This window comes from Sporomusa malonica (assembly GCF_900176355.1).
Classification (GTDB): Bacteria; Bacillota; Negativicutes; order Sporomusales; family Sporomusaceae; genus Sporomusa; species Sporomusa malonica.
On record NZ_FWXI01000006.1, the window covers coordinates 65,423 to 81,260 of the forward strand.

Annotated in this window: 29 protein-coding genes; all 29 read right to left on the reverse strand. The window is 43.8% G+C overall.

The window, feature by feature from the left end; translation table 11 throughout:
• Nucleotides 1-3: 3 nt before the first annotated feature.
• Nucleotides 4-978 (reverse strand): hypothetical protein, encoded by a 975-nt coding sequence (locus tag B9A22_RS08455; RefSeq protein WP_084575292.1) that lies wholly within the window; start codon nt 976-978, stop codon nt 4-6.
• A gap of 12 nt (nt 979-990) precedes the next feature.
• The gene (locus B9A22_RS08460; protein WP_084575293.1) at nt 991-2,268 is read right to left on the reverse strand and encodes a phage major capsid protein; all 1,278 of its coding nucleotides are present in this window, start codon (nt 2,266-2,268) and stop codon (nt 991-993) included.
• Nucleotide 2,269: 1 nt separating this feature from the next.
• Nucleotides 2,270-2,917, reverse strand: a complete 648-nt coding sequence (locus B9A22_RS08465) for an HK97 family phage prohead protease (protein WP_217805909.1) — start codon at nt 2,915-2,917, stop codon at nt 2,270-2,272.
• Nucleotides 2,910-4,166, reverse strand: a complete 1,257-nt coding sequence (locus B9A22_RS08470) for a phage portal protein (protein ID WP_084575295.1) — start codon at nt 4,164-4,166, stop codon at nt 2,910-2,912. Before B9A22_RS08470 ends, B9A22_RS08465 begins: the two co-directional genes overlap by 8 nt.
• A complete protein-coding gene (locus tag B9A22_RS25320) occupies nt 4,167-4,337 on the reverse strand; it encodes a hypothetical protein (RefSeq protein WP_176215442.1) in 171 nt (56 codons plus the stop codon). It lies immediately after the preceding gene.
• Nucleotides 4,334-6,130 carry a terminase large subunit gene (locus B9A22_RS08475; protein WP_217805910.1) on the reverse strand — a complete coding sequence of 599 codons (1,797 nt, stop codon included), beginning with the start codon at nt 6,128-6,130 and terminating at the stop codon, nt 4,334-4,336. Before B9A22_RS08475 ends, B9A22_RS25320 begins: the two co-directional genes overlap by 4 nt.
• Nucleotides 6,131-6,213: 83 nt before the next feature.
• Nucleotides 6,214-6,462 carry a hypothetical protein gene (locus B9A22_RS08480; protein WP_084575296.1) on the reverse strand — a complete coding sequence of 83 codons (249 nt, stop codon included), beginning with the start codon at nt 6,460-6,462 and terminating at the stop codon, nt 6,214-6,216.
• Nucleotides 6,463-6,476: 14 nt separating this feature from the next.
• Nucleotides 6,477-6,803 (reverse strand): hypothetical protein, encoded by a 327-nt coding sequence (locus tag B9A22_RS08485; RefSeq protein WP_084575297.1) that lies wholly within the window; start codon nt 6,801-6,803, stop codon nt 6,477-6,479.
• Nucleotides 6,804-6,975: 172 nt separating this feature from the next.
• Entirely contained in the window at nt 6,976-7,659 is a 684-nt protein-coding gene (locus B9A22_RS08490; RefSeq protein ID WP_084575298.1) for an HNH endonuclease, read from the reverse strand.
• A 1-nt stretch (nt 7,660) separates the two neighbouring features.
• Nucleotides 7,661-8,509: a terminase small subunit gene (locus B9A22_RS08495; RefSeq protein ID WP_084575299.1), complete on the reverse strand. Its 849-nt coding sequence runs from the start codon at nt 8,507-8,509 to the stop codon at nt 7,661-7,663.
• A 39-nt stretch (nt 8,510-8,548) separates the two neighbouring features.
• Nucleotides 8,549-8,983 carry a hypothetical protein gene (locus B9A22_RS08500; protein WP_084575300.1) on the reverse strand — a complete coding sequence of 145 codons (435 nt, stop codon included), beginning with the start codon at nt 8,981-8,983 and terminating at the stop codon, nt 8,549-8,551.
• Nucleotides 8,984-8,999: 16 nt separating this feature from the next.
• Entirely contained in the window at nt 9,000-9,383 is a 384-nt protein-coding gene (locus tag B9A22_RS08505; protein ID WP_084575301.1) for a hypothetical protein, read from the reverse strand.
• 22 nt (nt 9,384-9,405) lie between these two features.
• Nucleotides 9,406-9,726: a hypothetical protein gene (locus tag B9A22_RS08510; protein WP_084575302.1), complete on the reverse strand. Its 321-nt coding sequence runs from the start codon at nt 9,724-9,726 to the stop codon at nt 9,406-9,408.
• Nucleotides 9,723-9,917: a hypothetical protein gene (locus B9A22_RS08515; protein WP_084575303.1), complete on the reverse strand. Its 195-nt coding sequence runs from the start codon at nt 9,915-9,917 to the stop codon at nt 9,723-9,725. Before B9A22_RS08515 ends, B9A22_RS08510 begins: the two co-directional genes overlap by 4 nt.
• Nucleotides 9,918-10,025: 108 nt before the next feature.
• Complete coding sequence (locus B9A22_RS08520) at nt 10,026-10,409, reverse strand: ArpU family phage packaging/lysis transcriptional regulator (protein ID WP_176215443.1); 384 nt, start codon at nt 10,407-10,409, stop codon at nt 10,026-10,028.
• A gap of 159 nt (nt 10,410-10,568) precedes the next feature.
• Nucleotides 10,569-10,721 (reverse strand): hypothetical protein, encoded by a 153-nt coding sequence (locus B9A22_RS25325; RefSeq protein WP_176215444.1) that lies wholly within the window; start codon nt 10,719-10,721, stop codon nt 10,569-10,571.
• A gap of 600 nt (nt 10,722-11,321) precedes the next feature.
• On the reverse strand, nt 11,322-11,807 hold the full coding sequence (locus tag B9A22_RS08530; RefSeq protein WP_084575306.1) for an ASCH domain-containing protein: 486 nt from the start codon (nt 11,805-11,807) through the stop codon (nt 11,322-11,324).
• On the reverse strand, nt 11,804-11,974 hold the full coding sequence (locus B9A22_RS25330; RefSeq protein WP_176215445.1) for a hypothetical protein: 171 nt from the start codon (nt 11,972-11,974) through the stop codon (nt 11,804-11,806). Before B9A22_RS25330 ends, B9A22_RS08530 begins: the two co-directional genes overlap by 4 nt.
• A 2-nt stretch (nt 11,975-11,976) precedes the next feature.
• Nucleotides 11,977-12,120, reverse strand: a complete 144-nt coding sequence (locus B9A22_RS25335; RefSeq protein ID WP_176215446.1) for a hypothetical protein — start codon at nt 12,118-12,120, stop codon at nt 11,977-11,979.
• A complete protein-coding gene (locus tag B9A22_RS08535; RefSeq protein ID WP_084575307.1) occupies nt 12,110-12,601 on the reverse strand; it encodes a hypothetical protein in 492 nt (163 codons plus the stop codon). The genes B9A22_RS25335 and B9A22_RS08535 overlap by 11 nt, the downstream gene beginning before the upstream one ends.
• Nucleotides 12,594-12,779 carry a hypothetical protein gene (locus tag B9A22_RS08540; protein ID WP_084575308.1) on the reverse strand — a complete coding sequence of 62 codons (186 nt, stop codon included), beginning with the start codon at nt 12,777-12,779 and terminating at the stop codon, nt 12,594-12,596. Before B9A22_RS08540 ends, B9A22_RS08535 begins: the two co-directional genes overlap by 8 nt.
• The gene (locus B9A22_RS08545; RefSeq protein ID WP_084575309.1) at nt 12,772-13,068 is read right to left on the reverse strand and encodes a hypothetical protein; all 297 of its coding nucleotides are present in this window, start codon (nt 13,066-13,068) and stop codon (nt 12,772-12,774) included. Before B9A22_RS08545 ends, B9A22_RS08540 begins: the two co-directional genes overlap by 8 nt.
• Entirely contained in the window at nt 13,069-13,527 is a 459-nt protein-coding gene (locus B9A22_RS08550) for a hypothetical protein (RefSeq protein WP_245823900.1), read from the reverse strand.
• Complete coding sequence (locus B9A22_RS08555) at nt 13,520-13,795, reverse strand: hypothetical protein (RefSeq protein WP_084575310.1); 276 nt, start codon at nt 13,793-13,795, stop codon at nt 13,520-13,522. The genes B9A22_RS08550 and B9A22_RS08555 overlap by 8 nt, the downstream gene beginning before the upstream one ends.
• A gap of 371 nt (nt 13,796-14,166) precedes the next feature.
• Complete coding sequence (locus B9A22_RS08560) at nt 14,167-14,481, reverse strand: hypothetical protein (RefSeq protein ID WP_084575311.1); 315 nt, start codon at nt 14,479-14,481, stop codon at nt 14,167-14,169.
• Nucleotides 14,471-14,698 carry a hypothetical protein gene (locus B9A22_RS08565; RefSeq protein ID WP_084575312.1) on the reverse strand — a complete coding sequence of 76 codons (228 nt, stop codon included), beginning with the start codon at nt 14,696-14,698 and terminating at the stop codon, nt 14,471-14,473. The genes B9A22_RS08560 and B9A22_RS08565 overlap by 11 nt, the downstream gene beginning before the upstream one ends.
• Nucleotides 14,688-14,942, reverse strand: coding sequence for a hypothetical protein (locus B9A22_RS08570; protein ID WP_084575313.1), 255 nt, complete (start codon nt 14,940-14,942; stop codon nt 14,688-14,690). The genes B9A22_RS08565 and B9A22_RS08570 overlap by 11 nt, the downstream gene beginning before the upstream one ends.
• The gene (locus tag B9A22_RS08575) at nt 14,939-15,346 is read right to left on the reverse strand and encodes a DUF2188 domain-containing protein (RefSeq protein ID WP_084575314.1); all 408 of its coding nucleotides are present in this window, start codon (nt 15,344-15,346) and stop codon (nt 14,939-14,941) included. Before B9A22_RS08575 ends, B9A22_RS08570 begins: the two co-directional genes overlap by 4 nt.
• Nucleotides 15,339-15,749 carry a DUF551 domain-containing protein gene (locus B9A22_RS08580; protein ID WP_084575315.1) on the reverse strand — a complete coding sequence of 137 codons (411 nt, stop codon included), beginning with the start codon at nt 15,747-15,749 and terminating at the stop codon, nt 15,339-15,341. Before B9A22_RS08580 ends, B9A22_RS08575 begins: the two co-directional genes overlap by 8 nt.
• Nucleotides 15,750-15,838: the final 89 nt, after the last annotated feature.

Below are 15,838 nucleotides of genomic sequence, written 5' to 3' on the forward strand. Positions count from 1 at the left end.
TTCTTACACCAACAAGTATGCGTCCACGATCTTGCTATCAAGTGCAGAGTTCAAGTCAATGGTATTGCTTTCAATTGCCGTCGCAGATACAGCAACAGTTGCGGCAGTGCTTTCCAGCGCATTATCAAGATAAGCAGCTAATACAGTATTATGCGTCAGTTTATACGGCAAACCGAGCTTATCACCCCAACCAATTGCCGTAGTTGCCCCTGTGCCGTCATGTGCCGGGATCGTGATAGACGTCACAGTCTTAAACGCTTTTGAGCCAACTACAGAACCAGGAGTATCAGCAGTAAATGCCGGTAGCGTTTCGGTGATTGCTTGGTCAAGATAATTAGTGCCAGCAACAACAACTTGAATAGCTTTAATATCGCCCGCGGTTCCGCCCCCAGCAGTTGCAGTGATGTTTCTCGGTACCGCCGGGTTAGTAATTGCAGTTGTAACCACTTGTGATGCTGCTGTTTGACCACCAGTAAAAGCAACAGCCGCAGTCTCACCGGTTGCAACAGCAGCGGTATTCCAGTTACCTCCTGCCGCACACGTGACAGCTGCGACAGATACGCCGCCGACAGTTGTCAGTGCACGAATTGCAGCTTGCGTTAAGGTTGCTGTATTTTTAGATGCTGTAGAGTTCGCTAGTGCAATGGTAATAACGCCGGTTTCATCATCTTTCGTTACGGCCAGCGTGTCATTGCCAGCAGTCGTCAGGTTAATACTTAAAGCATTACCTGCCGCGCCGATCGACGCCGGGATAGTAGTTGTTAATATGTCGGTTTCAGCAGACGCGGCTTTTACAACGCAAGTAGCGGCAATAGCCGGGGTTGTACAAGCTACGGCAGCATGTACGCCTGTTGTGCTGGCAGCCACGGCTTTTGTGGCAGGCACTTGAAAGTGAGCCATAAAGGCGCGGTCAACGACCACGCCCCTTACATCAGTTTTTAGTTTTTGATCAGTAGGATTGTGAGGATAAATTCTCAATTCAATCCCTCCTTATGCCTTTTTAATTCGGGTAAATCCTTTATAGGCTGCAACATTACCGCCAACCCATACCGAACCACGGAAGGCAATCTGCCCGGACCGGAATTTGTAATCACGGGATTCTTCAACAGTCAATTGACTGAAGATAGGCATTTCATAGATGGCCGGAGAACCATAAGCCATGCAGTATGTGCCGGAGGCAGTGCCTGAGGCTGTTACAGCCGGGCAGATGCTGTTTACAACAAACTTAACAGCATAGCTTCCATCGGAGGAAATAGTGCCGACATTACCGTTTAGATTGATGGTGTAAAGCTTCTTACCATCATTCCCGCGAATCGACGCAAAAGCTGCAAGGTCGGCCTTGTTTAAAATCAAGTACTGGCCAACTTCAACATCCTCATCGCCACCATACCCGAATACGATTTTGTCAAGAGTATCTGCGTCAATATCAGCGATAATGATATCTGTTGCAGTAGGGATAGCTTTGGTAGGGGCATTAAAAATACCGGTGATCGCATTTGATCCACCGGCACCGGCAATGATTTGTCTTGCAATTTTCTTTCTGATAGCAATAGTCACATTTCTGGCCACCAAAGATTGATAGTTGATGTTCGGCAGTTTCATGGACTCATCGGACATTTCGGTATAAGCAGTAATTTTTGCTTTACCGATCGATACATAGTCAAATACCGGGTCAGAGTCATCATAGTCACCGGTTTCCGTGGTGTAGTCGCCTTCACCATAGCCAACGACAAAACCTTTCTCGTAGGACTCGCCACCATCAAGCGGGATAGCATTAACCACGTCAATAAGGGACGACACTTCATTAAACGTTTCGTTTAAGGTATTGCTGTACTTCTTAGGTACAACCAATGTTCCGCCGCCAATAGATACGGCCCGAAATTCTGGCAGTTCGCTAAGGTCAAAAGTTACTGCTCTCTTAGCCTTCAGGTCAGCACCGCGCTTTTCATATTTTTGCTGAAGCGCGGCACGTTCTTCTTTGTCTTCGGATTCACCGCCGCCTACGCCATAAGTGGCAAGAATTTGAGTTTTCCCAACCGGGCTGCCGGCGCTGCGTCGCTCTTCAGCGTTCGGTTCTACTGCCGGCGGATCTTCACCAGGAAGCGCATCAATCATACCGCGAAGTTCTGTGATTTCGGCATTCAAGCCAGTTAGCTGAGTATTTAGGCTGCGTAATTCACCAATATCCTCAGATGTGTCGACCTTTGCAACCAAGGCGGTTCTGGCTTCTTCCTTAGTTTTAATCAGTTTTAACAGTTTGTCTTTCATGTTATATTCCTCCTAAAATTTTCAATTTCAACTTAAGGGCTTCTCGCTCGTTTTTTTCGTTCTCCAACGATGACCTAGCATTGTCCAACGCTAGTTTGGCATTGTCCAATGCCAGTTTGTCATTACGAGCATTTATAGTAGCGCCAGCATATGCCGGGAAATTCACGGCACTAACTTCGCGTACTTTTTTGACTTTAGTAATATGCCTAGTTGGCATATCGGTGTCAAGTTCTTCCCATCTTTCCTCTGAGACATAAAAAATGAAGCTCATGCCTGTAATGTCTTCGCGTTTTATCGCGGAATACAGGCTTTTCGCTTCAGAGTTGTTTTCGATATCTAGGTTTGCTTTGATGAATAACCCTTGATTGTCGAGAGTTAACTGTAGAGTCGAATTACTGCTGTTTCGTCTGCTCCTAGCCAGTGGGATATCCCATAGCTCATGATTTGCCGTAAACAACACATCATCAAAGTCACAGTTATCAAAAGCACCGCGTTCAATGACTTCATAAAACCAATTTCCAATATTAGTTTTTTGCTCATATACCGCGGCATGGCCTTCGACTACACCATCTTCACTGGCAGCCCGAATGTCAGGCATGCCGAAACTGCGAATTACAACATCGTCTTTGTTTGGTAGATTTTTAGGCACCTGTATTACCTCCCCCTTGAGTATTGTCTTTACTTCCTGCTTTTTTAAGCTGGTACACATCGGCAATATCGACAGAAATGTAGTTAAGTGAAATTGTTCGCCGTGATCCGGTTCCATCAGCAAGTGGCGAATACCCCAAGATAGCAAGTTTCTGATCGTCCGTTAAAAGGCCCTGAGCGCCAGCCACTTCAAGTAGCTTTAGTTTATTTGGCGTGCTCAAATACATCATGTCTCGCTGATAAAACACAATTTCATTTCCTACTTCAAGTTCTCGCTTCGAAAACATTGTTTTGGAGAACGCCTGTCCAAGACTGACAATAATAGGCTCCAATACCTTCTCGTAAAAAGCTTGGTACTCTTCATCATTGAAGGTACCTGATATGATCTTGAGTGATACCCCGTACCAGTTCAAAATCTTATTTTGAACAAACTCCATAGTGTCTTTGTCAACGACTTTTGGATCAATATTAAGTGGGACATACTCGCCTTTTAAGTCCATAGGCAATATGCCGCTCTCACTCGAATTTATTGCCGCTTCAAAGCGCGTCCTCTCGGCCTTTTGCTTCTCATCGTCCATCATTGTCGCGATTTTTAAAACACCGCGGATAGATAAACTTGATTTAATCGCTTTACCAAGACCATCAGTAATCGTGTCATTGATTTGCAATACTTTGAGCAAAGGACCATTATCCGGCTGCCCGTTGGCACCGCCGCCCATGATATCGTTAACGCTGTACTTTTTTCTCAGGTGAATTACACTGTCATATGGCAGCGTAAAATCATTGCCGCCGGAAAAGTACATCTTGATGAAAAGAGCGTTTGACTCATCTTGCAAAAACTCAACCCGGGTAGGATTTAAGGGATAAAATGCGGTATAGTCCCTGGTAGTACCGCGCTGGTCTGTAACAGTATCATACATTGGGTAAATAAAAGCGTTATAGTTAAAATACAACTGCCAGATGACCTTTTCCAAGAAATCCTTGGTGGTCATAATCGGATTAGGGGAAAACCTAAACAGCCTGTTTAAACTGCTCTTAGGCGTAGTCTGAATCCCATTACTGTCGGTCCGTATATGCCTCGGCTGTAGCTTGGATATCTCTGTAGCAATGCAATCAATGCAGTTTTGCACAATGTCACTGGCGTAGATGTTATTGCCGAACTGGCTAAATACCGGAAAGGATCCATCCAGCATCTTAGCATAGATTAACTGCCTATTCTCTTTTCTGTTGACGAAACTACTTAATAACATTTAAACACCTCGCCGTTTTGCGACTAGATAACCCATGGCAAGACAGCCAATTCCCACTGAGATAAAACCACATGGCACCGACAACATAAAAATGCCGCCAGATATAAATGCTATACCCGCCAGCAACAGTGCATCATCAATGTAATTAATTACTTTTTTAATATAAATCACCGCCCTTCAACCAGCCGCAAAAAGTCTGCCCGGTTATCGATGTACACACGATAGCCTATAATCATCGTTACGGCACCGTCAATTTTTTTATTGTCCTTGCCCTCAATCTTAACCGGCATGATGTCTGCCTTTGAATTCATCAGTATAGCTGTGTTTTCAAGACAAAACCTATCCACCGGATTGTCATTATAGTTTATCAGTTTACTTTTTAGGTCAATACCAACAAGCTTCATTGGTTCGGACATGCTGCCCCACGTTTGATCGATCCGGACACAATCAAAGCCATAGCTTTCCATTTCTTTTACCCAATAAACTGCTGACCATTTATCATAGCCAGTCTTAAACACCCGGATATTATAATTTTTGTATAACCCAACAAACCACTGTGTTATCAGACTAAAGTCGTTTTCATTACCAGGAGATACGACGATTAAATCCCGGCGCACCCACTCCTTGAACTTCTCGACATCTTCCTTTTCAAGGTCGGCCAGCTTTGATTCGGGGATAAAATATTTCTGGTGAGTGTACTTTTTACTGCTGCCTTTTCTCATCATAATTATCCGTGCACTGGCTAAGTCGCCGGATTTAGACAAATCGACAGCACCAATAGCGTAACATCCTTTGAACTCATCCAAGTTAAACACTTCGGTATTGGTGATATCATCAATCATAAGCCAGGCAGCCGCATTGTTTTGTTTAAAGTTAAAATCCTTGGACATAACAAAAACTCGCGTTTCCGTATTGGTGCGGGCTTCGTCCAACATACCACGGAGAAAACTCCATTTTTTAATAATGCCAAGGCCGGGATTCGACTTTACCCAATTCTTTTCATCCTGCCATATTTCAGTCTCTGAGTCCTGAGTATACAGCCATATTAACCAACGCGGCCTTTCGAGTTCACCGGCTAATACCTGACGGGCTTCCTTGATTCGTTTATCAAGATACCCATCATTTACGAACCCTTCGGTAGTAAGCTCGAAATATAGTGGATCATCCTGTGTTGACAGCGCCTGCCTGATCGGCATTACCGCCGAATCATCTTTCATTTCATGGATTTCGTCCGACATGCCAACCCGGATATTCTTACCTTCCTTAGCACCAGTCTTCGCCGATATTTTGCGGATATTCCCCTTATTAGCGTAACTGAATTTACCTTTTTTCTTCGGCTTGCGAGGATTACCGAAGTAAATACCCTTTATATTTTTGCGCGTGACTTTCTCCAGTGCCGTGCTCTGCTCCCTCATGGCATCGATCGCTTGGAATGCAAGATCCGCCTGGTCATAGTCGTTGCTGGAACACAGGATCTTAGTTCCCATGTCGCCGCAGAAGAATTCTGCCAGGCACAATGCGGCAATAAGTGGGGTTTTTCCGTTCTTCCTTGCGACCAGAAACAATACTTCCTGATATTTCCTTATCCATTTCCCTATTTCAGCATCGTATATTTTAAAAATATAAATTGCTTCGATAAAGGCTTTTTGGAATAAGGCCAACAAAAAAGGCTTCCCTGCGAAAGGAGCCTCTGAGTGCTTGCATTTTTCCTCTATAAATTTAATTCGCTTATGAGCATCGCTGAAGTCAATTTTTATATCCGGGTCTTCAAAGTGGTCTGACAATATCTCCAGTTGCTGAATAAGCTCGCGACCAACTAAAATTTCACCATCCATGCATTTATGGATGTATTCTAATAGCCAGGAGTGGGGCCAGCTGTTATCGGTGTTCATGGGTTTATACCAACACGCTTTCACCATTAAAGCATTCGCAACATTGTCCGGTGCTGAAGTGGCAGCTGTCACAGATTACCCTGCCGCAATCTTTACACTTAAACATGTTAATTTCCATATCATAGCTTTTGCATATTGAGCATATAACCCACGCCTCAGCCATTGCTTTCAACTTCCAATATATCCGCATTATCTTTCATATATTTTGACACTGCGGTATACCCATCAGAATTGTTTTGCTCTGAAAAGCCTCGAAACTTTACCCTGGCCGGATAAGCTTCAGTTATTTCGCCATCAACATCGACTTCGATGACTATAGCCCATCCAAATGTATGGAGTATCATGTTTATCCACCAAAGCAATCCTGACTCACGAAACTCTCGCCAAGTCTTTCGGTTTACCACAAAATCACCACCGCTTATTCATATTCGTCAAGCTCATCATCTTCTTCAATGGTATTCTTAACCCGCAAGGCATTGAGCTTATTAATAATCCCGGCATAACTCTCAGACAGCCGGGCGTATTCCTTCACTTGAGGGTTAATCTTCTGCAATTCAGGACGCTGAGGATGCTTTTTTATGGCTCCTGCTGAATTAATTGACTGCTCTATCTCCCAGCACAGTGAATGCACATAAGCTACTTTTTCGATCAGGCCAGAAACTGCTTCCTGCGTGGCCGGCGTAGTCTCGGCAAATAGTTTCTGCCATTTATCTAATTCAGTCTGGTATTGTGCGGCTTTTGACAAGATATCACCTCATTTCCAAGGACCTAAAACGAGTTTGAGATTTTTCAAAAAACCTGAACTGATTTCCAAAATTTTAGTCGTGTGTGAAAGAAAGGGTCCCTCCCCGGTCCAGTATCAGGCCACCTCGTTTTGAGGTGGGGGGGATGCTAATTGTTTCTTATTTTAAAACAATTTAACAAGTATACCTCCCAAACCACTCATCAACATACTTTCGATACTCCGCAATCATATTGCGTCGTCTATCATCCATTTCAATCCTTGCCATAGCTTCTTCCTTACTGCACTCACAATAGATAAGCTCAGCCCCTAACTCTTCAGCAAGCTTCTCCCTCTTATACTTATCAGCATACCCACCAACAACCCAAGCAGTAGACCACTTACCATACCTTGTCTTAACCTGGTCTAGCAACGCAGTGTGTATGGCCCTGACATTACTTAGCAATTGGTCAGGCTTATCATGCAAAGGCAATCCAGTAATAGCATTAAACAAATTATCCATACAGACAATAATGTCTGTACGCTCTCTATTCCGGTTGACGTATGTTGTTTTACCACTGCCAGGACAACCGTAGACAATATAAACCTGCTTACCCTTGACATTACCAAAACGATTATGCCTTGCATCGTGACAGTCATGGTGCAATAACCTGACGTTGTCAGGATTAAGCGATATACTAACATCATGTACATTGTCGGGCGTTAGCTCAATGATATGGTCAAGCTCTGCGTCCTTATCTGTTGTTATAAGCTTAAGACACTTCTCACACTTCATTCCGCGCTCAGCTATGATCATAGCTCTGAATTTAATCCAGCGTGTTGAAGCATAAAATGACTTAATGATTGCATACTTAGCCATGTTAGAAATACCTCAATGAATCAGTCTCTTTCCTGTGGGTCAACTCTTCCTTGCTCAGCTTGAGCTTCTCGCTGTCATACCATTTGCGATGTTTATGTTCAGGGTTAATCTCAAAGTAATCAGACAGCCATTTCATAGCTTTGTCCCTGCTTTCCAGCTTAAAACTAATACCACTAACTCCCTGCTTTATTTCGCTAATCAATCCACCATCAACGTCAGTCGATCTATTTAAGTCGATATAATTAACATATTCCGTAAATTCGTTGCCTTCTTTGTCATATTTAAGCACTTCTCTACTGCCAAACCTAAGGAAGTCCGTCATATCAGCAAAGGCAATCCGCATCTGCCGTTCAACTATATCGTCCTCAGATAACATGATTGCTTGATTGCGAATAGCCTTCAGCCTCTCTACTTCTGCCCGAATGTGTTGTTTTGTCAAATTCTCATAACCTATACCTCTTGCGCTGTTTGGCGAATAACCCGCCTTGATAGCCGCTTGAGTTGCATTCATATTAACAACAAAAAACTTACAGAAGAGATCCTCTTTTTCTGTAAGCTCAACATTGTCAGGAGCACTGAACACCGCCGTTACTCCTACACTCATTTGATTAGGTACAATGCTGGGTTTCGGTTTAGTAACGTTACTTTTCTTTTTTGGTACGCTCTTTATCTTTTTTTTAGTAACGTTACCTTTCTTTTCACCGTCCCATTTGTCTTCACTTTTCCACTTGCGAACCTGAACATCTGACACACCAAGCTCACTAGCTATATCTTTAGGCTGTTTCTTACCTCCGCTATTTTTCCATATTTCAAAAGCTTTGTCCCTTTGCGGACTGCGTTGTCTTGGCATTTACAAAGTTCACCACCTCCGGAATGACGTTACTAATCATTAATCAGAACTAAAACTACCACAATCAGAATTACTACTATAATCCGCGGAACTATTATAGTCCGATTCCCAACTGCGCGAGCTGCCGCCACCACCTGACGAACCACCACCATAACTGTCGTCAGATATCGAACTGGCAATCGCTGCACCAGTTGCCATATAAAGAAGTGTATCGTCTGGCTGTGCTGATTGTGGTGTAGACGCAGAGGACTTACCGGCACTAGCATACGAGCACTGTCTATGATTAATAAACGCTGACCTGACTTTTGGCGGTCTTTCAAGGTCAATATGCTTAACCTGTAACTTACATCCATCCGGCTTACACTTTGGCTTATACTTAATTAATCCGAGGAATTTCTTGCGATTATCTTTATGCTCACAATCACCAATGAGATTGTAAATGCAGTTAATGTATGGTCTGTTCACTCCGGCCATTATAAATCACTCCCGTTCAATAGCTCGCATGCTCCGCTTTCAGCATAGCTTTTAATGTGTCCCTCATACCTTTAATTTGCTCTATCCGGTCTATTGCCTTAATTTCCAAAGCTTTGGCATCTAACCAGGCTTGCTTCAGCGCCTTAACACCTACATCACTATTAGCCACGGCATTTATCATCGTTTGATGATTGGCTTTTAACCCATGAGTACTCATAGCCAATACCTTTGCCGTTGACAAAGCATCATCATAAGTAGCTTTGGCGTTACCTCTTGCTACCTTATAACGGCTTATAATTGGCGTTAGTTTTGTTATTTCATTCTCAGTCAACGATAATAAGTATCGGTAATCTTGTAATCCCGCGTTTTCAGGTATGACGATTTCGAGTATATCAGCCATTTAGCTCATTTCCCCCCGCTGTTCATACTTCATATCCCATTGCCCTCCTTACTCTCGTCCGACACTCTTCCGGCGTTATTCCTTCACGCTTAGCGACAATCTCAAATAACTCATACTTCGATATCTTCCCTCTATGCTCAGCACCATGACACCCCGCCCCGTATCGAGCAGGCCCACAGAGTATAGCAACGTTCTCCCTTATATCAGGACCGTTGGCTCCTTTTGAGATAAGATGCGCTGACTCCAAATTAAAATGGCTACCGCATTTTTCGCAGCAGCCAACTTCTTTTTTTAGTTGCTTGAGTAGTTTAGGATTTTTTACTCTTACATTCTTCGGTATCATTTAAACACCCGTGTAACACGGCTTGACCGGCCAATATTTCGGAATGGCTCATGTACCATTTCAGTTTTATCATTTCTTTTTACTTTATCCTCTATCTCGCACTTTGCCCCGCCCCAGTTCTGGCAGTTCGGGCAGTTGATTCTATCGTCTTGGTTAACAGCTTTATAGTAATCACAACTGTTTTTTTCCATGCTACCAGCCTCCTTAGGGCAATAACAAAAGCCGCTCACTCGGAGCGGCCTATAACCTGATATCATATTAACACAGTTAAAGTCAAAAAAGTGTTTCCATTTTGTTCTTTATATTGCCTTTAAAGCTTCGATGCCAAAAAGAGCTACCGAGAATTTCCTTATAGCCTTGTTCCTTATGTCATAAATCGAACTCCTAGAAGTTTCACTGTATCCAATAGCTACAGCAATATCATCTTTGTCCTTTCGTTCAACATACCACATAAACAACACATCCCTATACATTTCACAACCTTGAGTTTGACAGATACCATTTAATTCTTCTTCAATCTTATCAATCTCTGTTTGGGTTCGATCTTTCATCTCCTGCCACTTCTGCAGTTGGTACATTTGATTAAGAGTGTTCACAGGCTTAGATGCATGAATACCAGTAACGTCTACATTCACCGCTGATATAACATTAGGAGCACCTTGCCTTTTTAGCTTACTAATCATTCGGTTAGCATGTCCAATACTCTGATGCAATTCTCGGTAATACCGTAGGTAGTTCTCTGCTTCTCTAATACAATTCATGCTCCTTACCCCTCCCCATAATTAAACATGGAAACAGGGCGACTAAAGTTGTCGCCCTTTCTAATTACCCCGCTTTTTTACCTATCCGGCATTTAGCACTACTGTCTGAGTATCCACATTCTCCACATGTTCGCCTTGACTTGCTGGTTTTGGGTATAAACCTTTGGCAGCTGGTATACTCATCATAGCTACGGCAGTTGGCGAATATCCATCTACAACTAGCGCAAGCTGCATAGGAACAAAACTGCAAGCCTTTTGAGCAACTCCTGGTTACTTCGTTCTTATCACTGTTAGCACAGGTTAAGCATTGACACTCGCTAGATTTCTTCAAATGGTTCCCCTCCCCCGTTAAACTCATAGCTTTCGCTTTATAATAGTTAACCCACCGAAACTTCTTTTTCTTTTTAGGCATCTGCATGTACAAACGTCCGATAGCTTCTATTACGTCTTTTATCGCCTTATTAAATTGATCCGTGGCAACTGTTACATTAACTTTAATATCTTTAGGTATTTGCTTTTCTTTTAACTCCTCCCGCTGATCTGTTTTACCGGCTACCCTGCACACGCAACCAGTTAGTAGTCCCACCCCAGCTGCTACACTACAAAGTATTAACACCCAATACAATTCCATACCCTCACCCCTTATGACAGACTAGCTGCCCTTTATCTATTACCTTTTTGCTGCTTTAACTGATCCAGCAGCCATCCCGATAGCGCCATTAGCCCAAATACCATTACTACAAGGACAATTATTAGCGCTTCCACCTTTGTCCCTCCTCTGTTTCTCAGCCCATTTCTGCCGACGTTTAGATTCTTTATTGATCGGCAGGATGTTCATGGTCCATTCCACTCCCAAATACGCTGCATGCCCTTAGCTGGTATCGGCTCGATTCGGCGCACGTTGGCTAGTATCCAGGCGTAGCGGCCGAGAGTATAATCGCCAAATTCAAGTTCGTTACCACTGACAACATGACCGTTTTCAAGCGTTACGCTGATTAGCTTATGACCATTATTAACATTATCAAGTGTGCAACCAACCATCTTAGCGCAGTCAACTATCTCAGCTATGGCAATCATAGCGCCAAAAGGCAAGAAATATTTCTTTTTGTCAATATCAATGTACGATAGATATTTAAATCCATTTGCTTTCAGCGCGGAGGACAGGGGCTCAGCTTTTGCCAATTGCATAAATTGTTTACCTACCCCCGCATGAATCGCAATCTCGCCCCTATACTTAGTCGCCCATCCCCGTGTCTCTATCTGCTTAACGCCGCAGGCAATTAGGCTTGCCCACGGCTGCAGGATTGTTATGGCTTTCATGGCTTGTCCTCCCCATCTCCAAGCAGATCAGCGTCCGGCCCTTCTCCGTAATCTTCGGCACACCGTCTGGAATTAGGTATCAGATACATACAGTCATCACCAGAAACAGAGCATTGGTACCGATTAGTGTCAGGATCGTACGCTATTGCACATTTACACCCCATCATATTTACTTACCTCCCCGCTCCTTGTCCCAGTCCATACGATGTTGTAAGCACCACGAGGTAGGCAATACCCATTCTTCAGACAAAGCGCATTCTTCTGTGTCGATACCGTAATGCTGGCAATTACCGCATTTTTGCTCAGTCGGCATCGGTGGCACCTCCCCGGTACTTGTCCAGCGCCTTACTGGCGCACTCTCTGGCCCCTAGATCGTCGCTTTCTTCGGATATATCCGTGAGTGCTTTAATTAATAACCGCACCCGCTCCCCGGCATCTGGCGTGGTGGAGAGGGCATTACTTGCGGATTGATTTGCGATCTCTTTTGCTTTTTGATATACTTGCCAATCTTCCCTATCTTCACGAATAAATTCTTGATGACTTCCATTGCATCTGCACGCATCCATAGAGGATTTTGCATGTTTTTCAATCGGGCTAAGTGATTTAACCAATCTATTCAGTATCCCGCACAACACTCTGATTTGCGCCTGAAGGCTGTCGCGGTCTTGCACGGTATTGGCAATTCGCTCGGCATAATAATCAATTACACCCATCGGTAGCAGCTTTTTTTCGCACTTAATGCATTGCCACCATCCATTTTGAAGAGGGTCAAATTTATGCTTACACTCACTCACCCGCGCTCACTCCTTCTAACCGCTCACCGCAATACGGACAATAATCGATAAGGATAGCAATAAGGTTGCCAATCCGAAACACAAACCTTCCTTCATTCTCGTTTTCTACCCTGTATATCTCCCAGGAGTCAGACTGAGGCATTTCTTCGCATTTGTGATGGTCAACGCATTTAGGCATCCGCGCCAGCCTCCTTTGCATCCAATTTTTCACCGCATTTCAGGCAATATTTAATTTCATATTCATTGATTAGCTCTGAATTAAATTCATATTTGCATTTCAGGCAATAGCCGAATGGATAACGGTTTTCTTCATAACGCTCAACAAACGCAATTACTTTATCAAAATCATCATCTTCTTTAGGAATACCGCATCCAAATTTAGATAGTGCACATTCACTGCACCCTTTAGGTTCATTATCCTTGCAAATTTGATTTATCTTATCTAGGTATTCTCGAGCATTAAGCACTTACTCCCCAGCCCCCTTCCGCTGCAGCCTGTCGATTTCAGCCGCTATAAGCGCACCGGCTTTAGTTAGTTCTTTAATGCGATTATCTGGTGACGGCTTCCATAGTTCACGTTGCCAAGGCCATACATTTTTAACCGTTTCTTCATCGCGTCCATATTGCGATGGGTAAGTATACATCATGGCAGCAAGCGCTAATTCTCCAGCTGTATGTTGCTGATCATGCTCCGGTGTCCATCCTTCTTGTTCTATCTGACGTTTCCGCTCTTGGGCAATCAGCAATATTGCTTCTGATCTGTTTTTAGGTAACAACGCCCTTATTTCGGCGTCAATTCTGTCAAAATGGTAAATTAATTCCTGCAAGTCCCGTCTGTCTACATAGGCTGTATCTTGTTGTATGCCTCTCCGCCGGTTGTTTGCCGCTTCACGCAGTCGGGCAAGTTGTTTGGCGAAGTTACTCATTATTGCCATCCTCCTTTGGCATAAAGCTCACAGAATTGAATTTCTTACCCGGAAACTCCTTAAGGTAATATTTCGTATGCCATGTATGAGGTTCAATTAATTCAATTTCGTAAGTTTCTCCCTCTGTAAGCAATCCACGCGGATCATCGTTGCCGCCCCATCTTACTTGCTCATCACTAGCGCCGGTGTATTTAACCTTTGATCCTGATTGCACTGTATCGGTTTTTCCAAGGGCTTCTATGATTTCAAACCTGCTTAAATCAATCACTTATCCCCCTCCTCCTTCTTTCTCCATTCTGAACATGCCGCCGTAGAATGACATACAGCACTGTACTGCCCTCGGTCAGCTCGTAATTGACATTTTCCACGCCTGTAGTAACTTACTTTGACCGCTGATAGATATTCAGCGCAATTACTACATCTTGGCTGTCCTTTTCTGCCGCGATTATTAGACATTACTTTCCCCGCCCCTCTCGGAGCTCTCCCAGTTCTGCAGATATTTGCACCGCTGGCACTTGGAGAAAGGTTAGTCGCTTTCTTGAGTGCAATATCCTTCGCATTTATCTGGCAGTTCGACTTTAGGAGTTCCAATCATTAACCATTTACCACGTCTGATTACACGGCAGTTTTCTATAGTTTTCATCTATGCCCCGCCCTTGCTGCAAGCTCACGGCAGTAGTATTGCAATACACAACCGCGAGTCCCTTCAGCGACTTCGTGACATTCTTTAGAATTAATGTTGCCCTTGCACGGTGCAAAAGGTATTATTTCACAGTATCCTTTTTCTGCAGCCCTCCCTAACTCCGCCTCCTGGGACTGGGATTCGAGCAGGGAAGCAATTTCGTTTGCCCGTTGTATCGATATCGGCTTAATACCTGGCAACCTCGGGGAAAAATCAATTGTGTTATCCCGCAATATCTCTATCGACTGCTCCGGTGTAAGTTTAGCGTCCACACCGATTCACCTTCCCATCTTCATCGGCTTGTTCCAAAATCCTAATGCACCGTTTGCATGTTACTTCCGAATAATCAGCTTCATATGTCACATCATCTATAGTCCAGGTATTGTTGCAGGCACTAGCAATCTTTACAACACCGCCAAGACTATGTTTAATGCCACAATGCAGAATCTTTTTTCTTTTTACGATATTAACCAAACCTTTAAACGCCATGATCGGCCTCCGTCTCTGAAACCTCATGCCCTTTGCATCCCGTTTTCCAGTCAAAATTATCACACTCGCCAAATGGTAACATTTCATGCCCTTGTGCTAACTCATCCATGAGAAAATTCCTTACTTCATCGGCTGTTCTTAACGGTTTACCATCTACCGTGATACTTGGAGCCATTCGTTTCATTTCGGCTTTTGTCTGATTTAAAGCACCACGAACAGATAAGCACAAATGAACTTTCTTCATTCCACACCCTCCGTCCCCGGCAGCGGTACTCGTTCGCACTTCTCAATAGTCAAGCATGGGCATTTAATTTCGCGCTCCGCTACCCATTTATAAAACGCCTCGTCAAGCAACTCTTGCAAGCGTTCACTATCGCCGCACTCTAAACTGTTCATGAATCTATCTCCAGTGTCATGATCTCCACCATAATCATCATCAATTTTTTCTGCGGCTTTTTCAATAACCGAATCAGCATCAATTGGAGAGTCTACTGGTATTTCCTGCACTTGGCCAACATACAACCGTTCCCATCTTTCATCCTTTGCATACTCTATGCCGGCAGCAATCGCCTCTTCTTTGGTGCTAAAATGGTCATTGCACCAATTGCCATCCTCATGGTTATTAAACGTCCAATCGCCGTTATTCATTGTTAATTACCTCCTGTGTGTTAACCTCCGGCAGCGGTGGTAGAGGCTGCCAGTGGGTTATCTTTGCACCTAAAGCCCAGTCAGTATCCTCATTCTCACTGGAACACTCATACCAGCCTTCTGGCCAGTATTCCTCACCGTTTTCATCAATGTCAGTATCGCCATCATAGCCCATATCCTCAATATTGATTTCGTAATTTTTGACATAGTACGCCTTATACCACTCTTTGCCATCCGTACATAGGACAATAGTGGGCTCAGTAATTCCGTATTTACCAACTTTGTTCTCCGGCAGTGCTGTCCCCACACTCACCCACTGCCTTGCAGCGCCGAGTTTAGCCAGGCGTAAAACCTCATTAATGCCCAATTTTAGCAAACTATTATAATCATCAATCACGCTCACCGCTGGTACCTCCCTAATTCTCATACCCACACTTTGGACACACACTGTTTCTGAGGTAATTCGTGGTTTCAAACTCATGGCCGCACTTT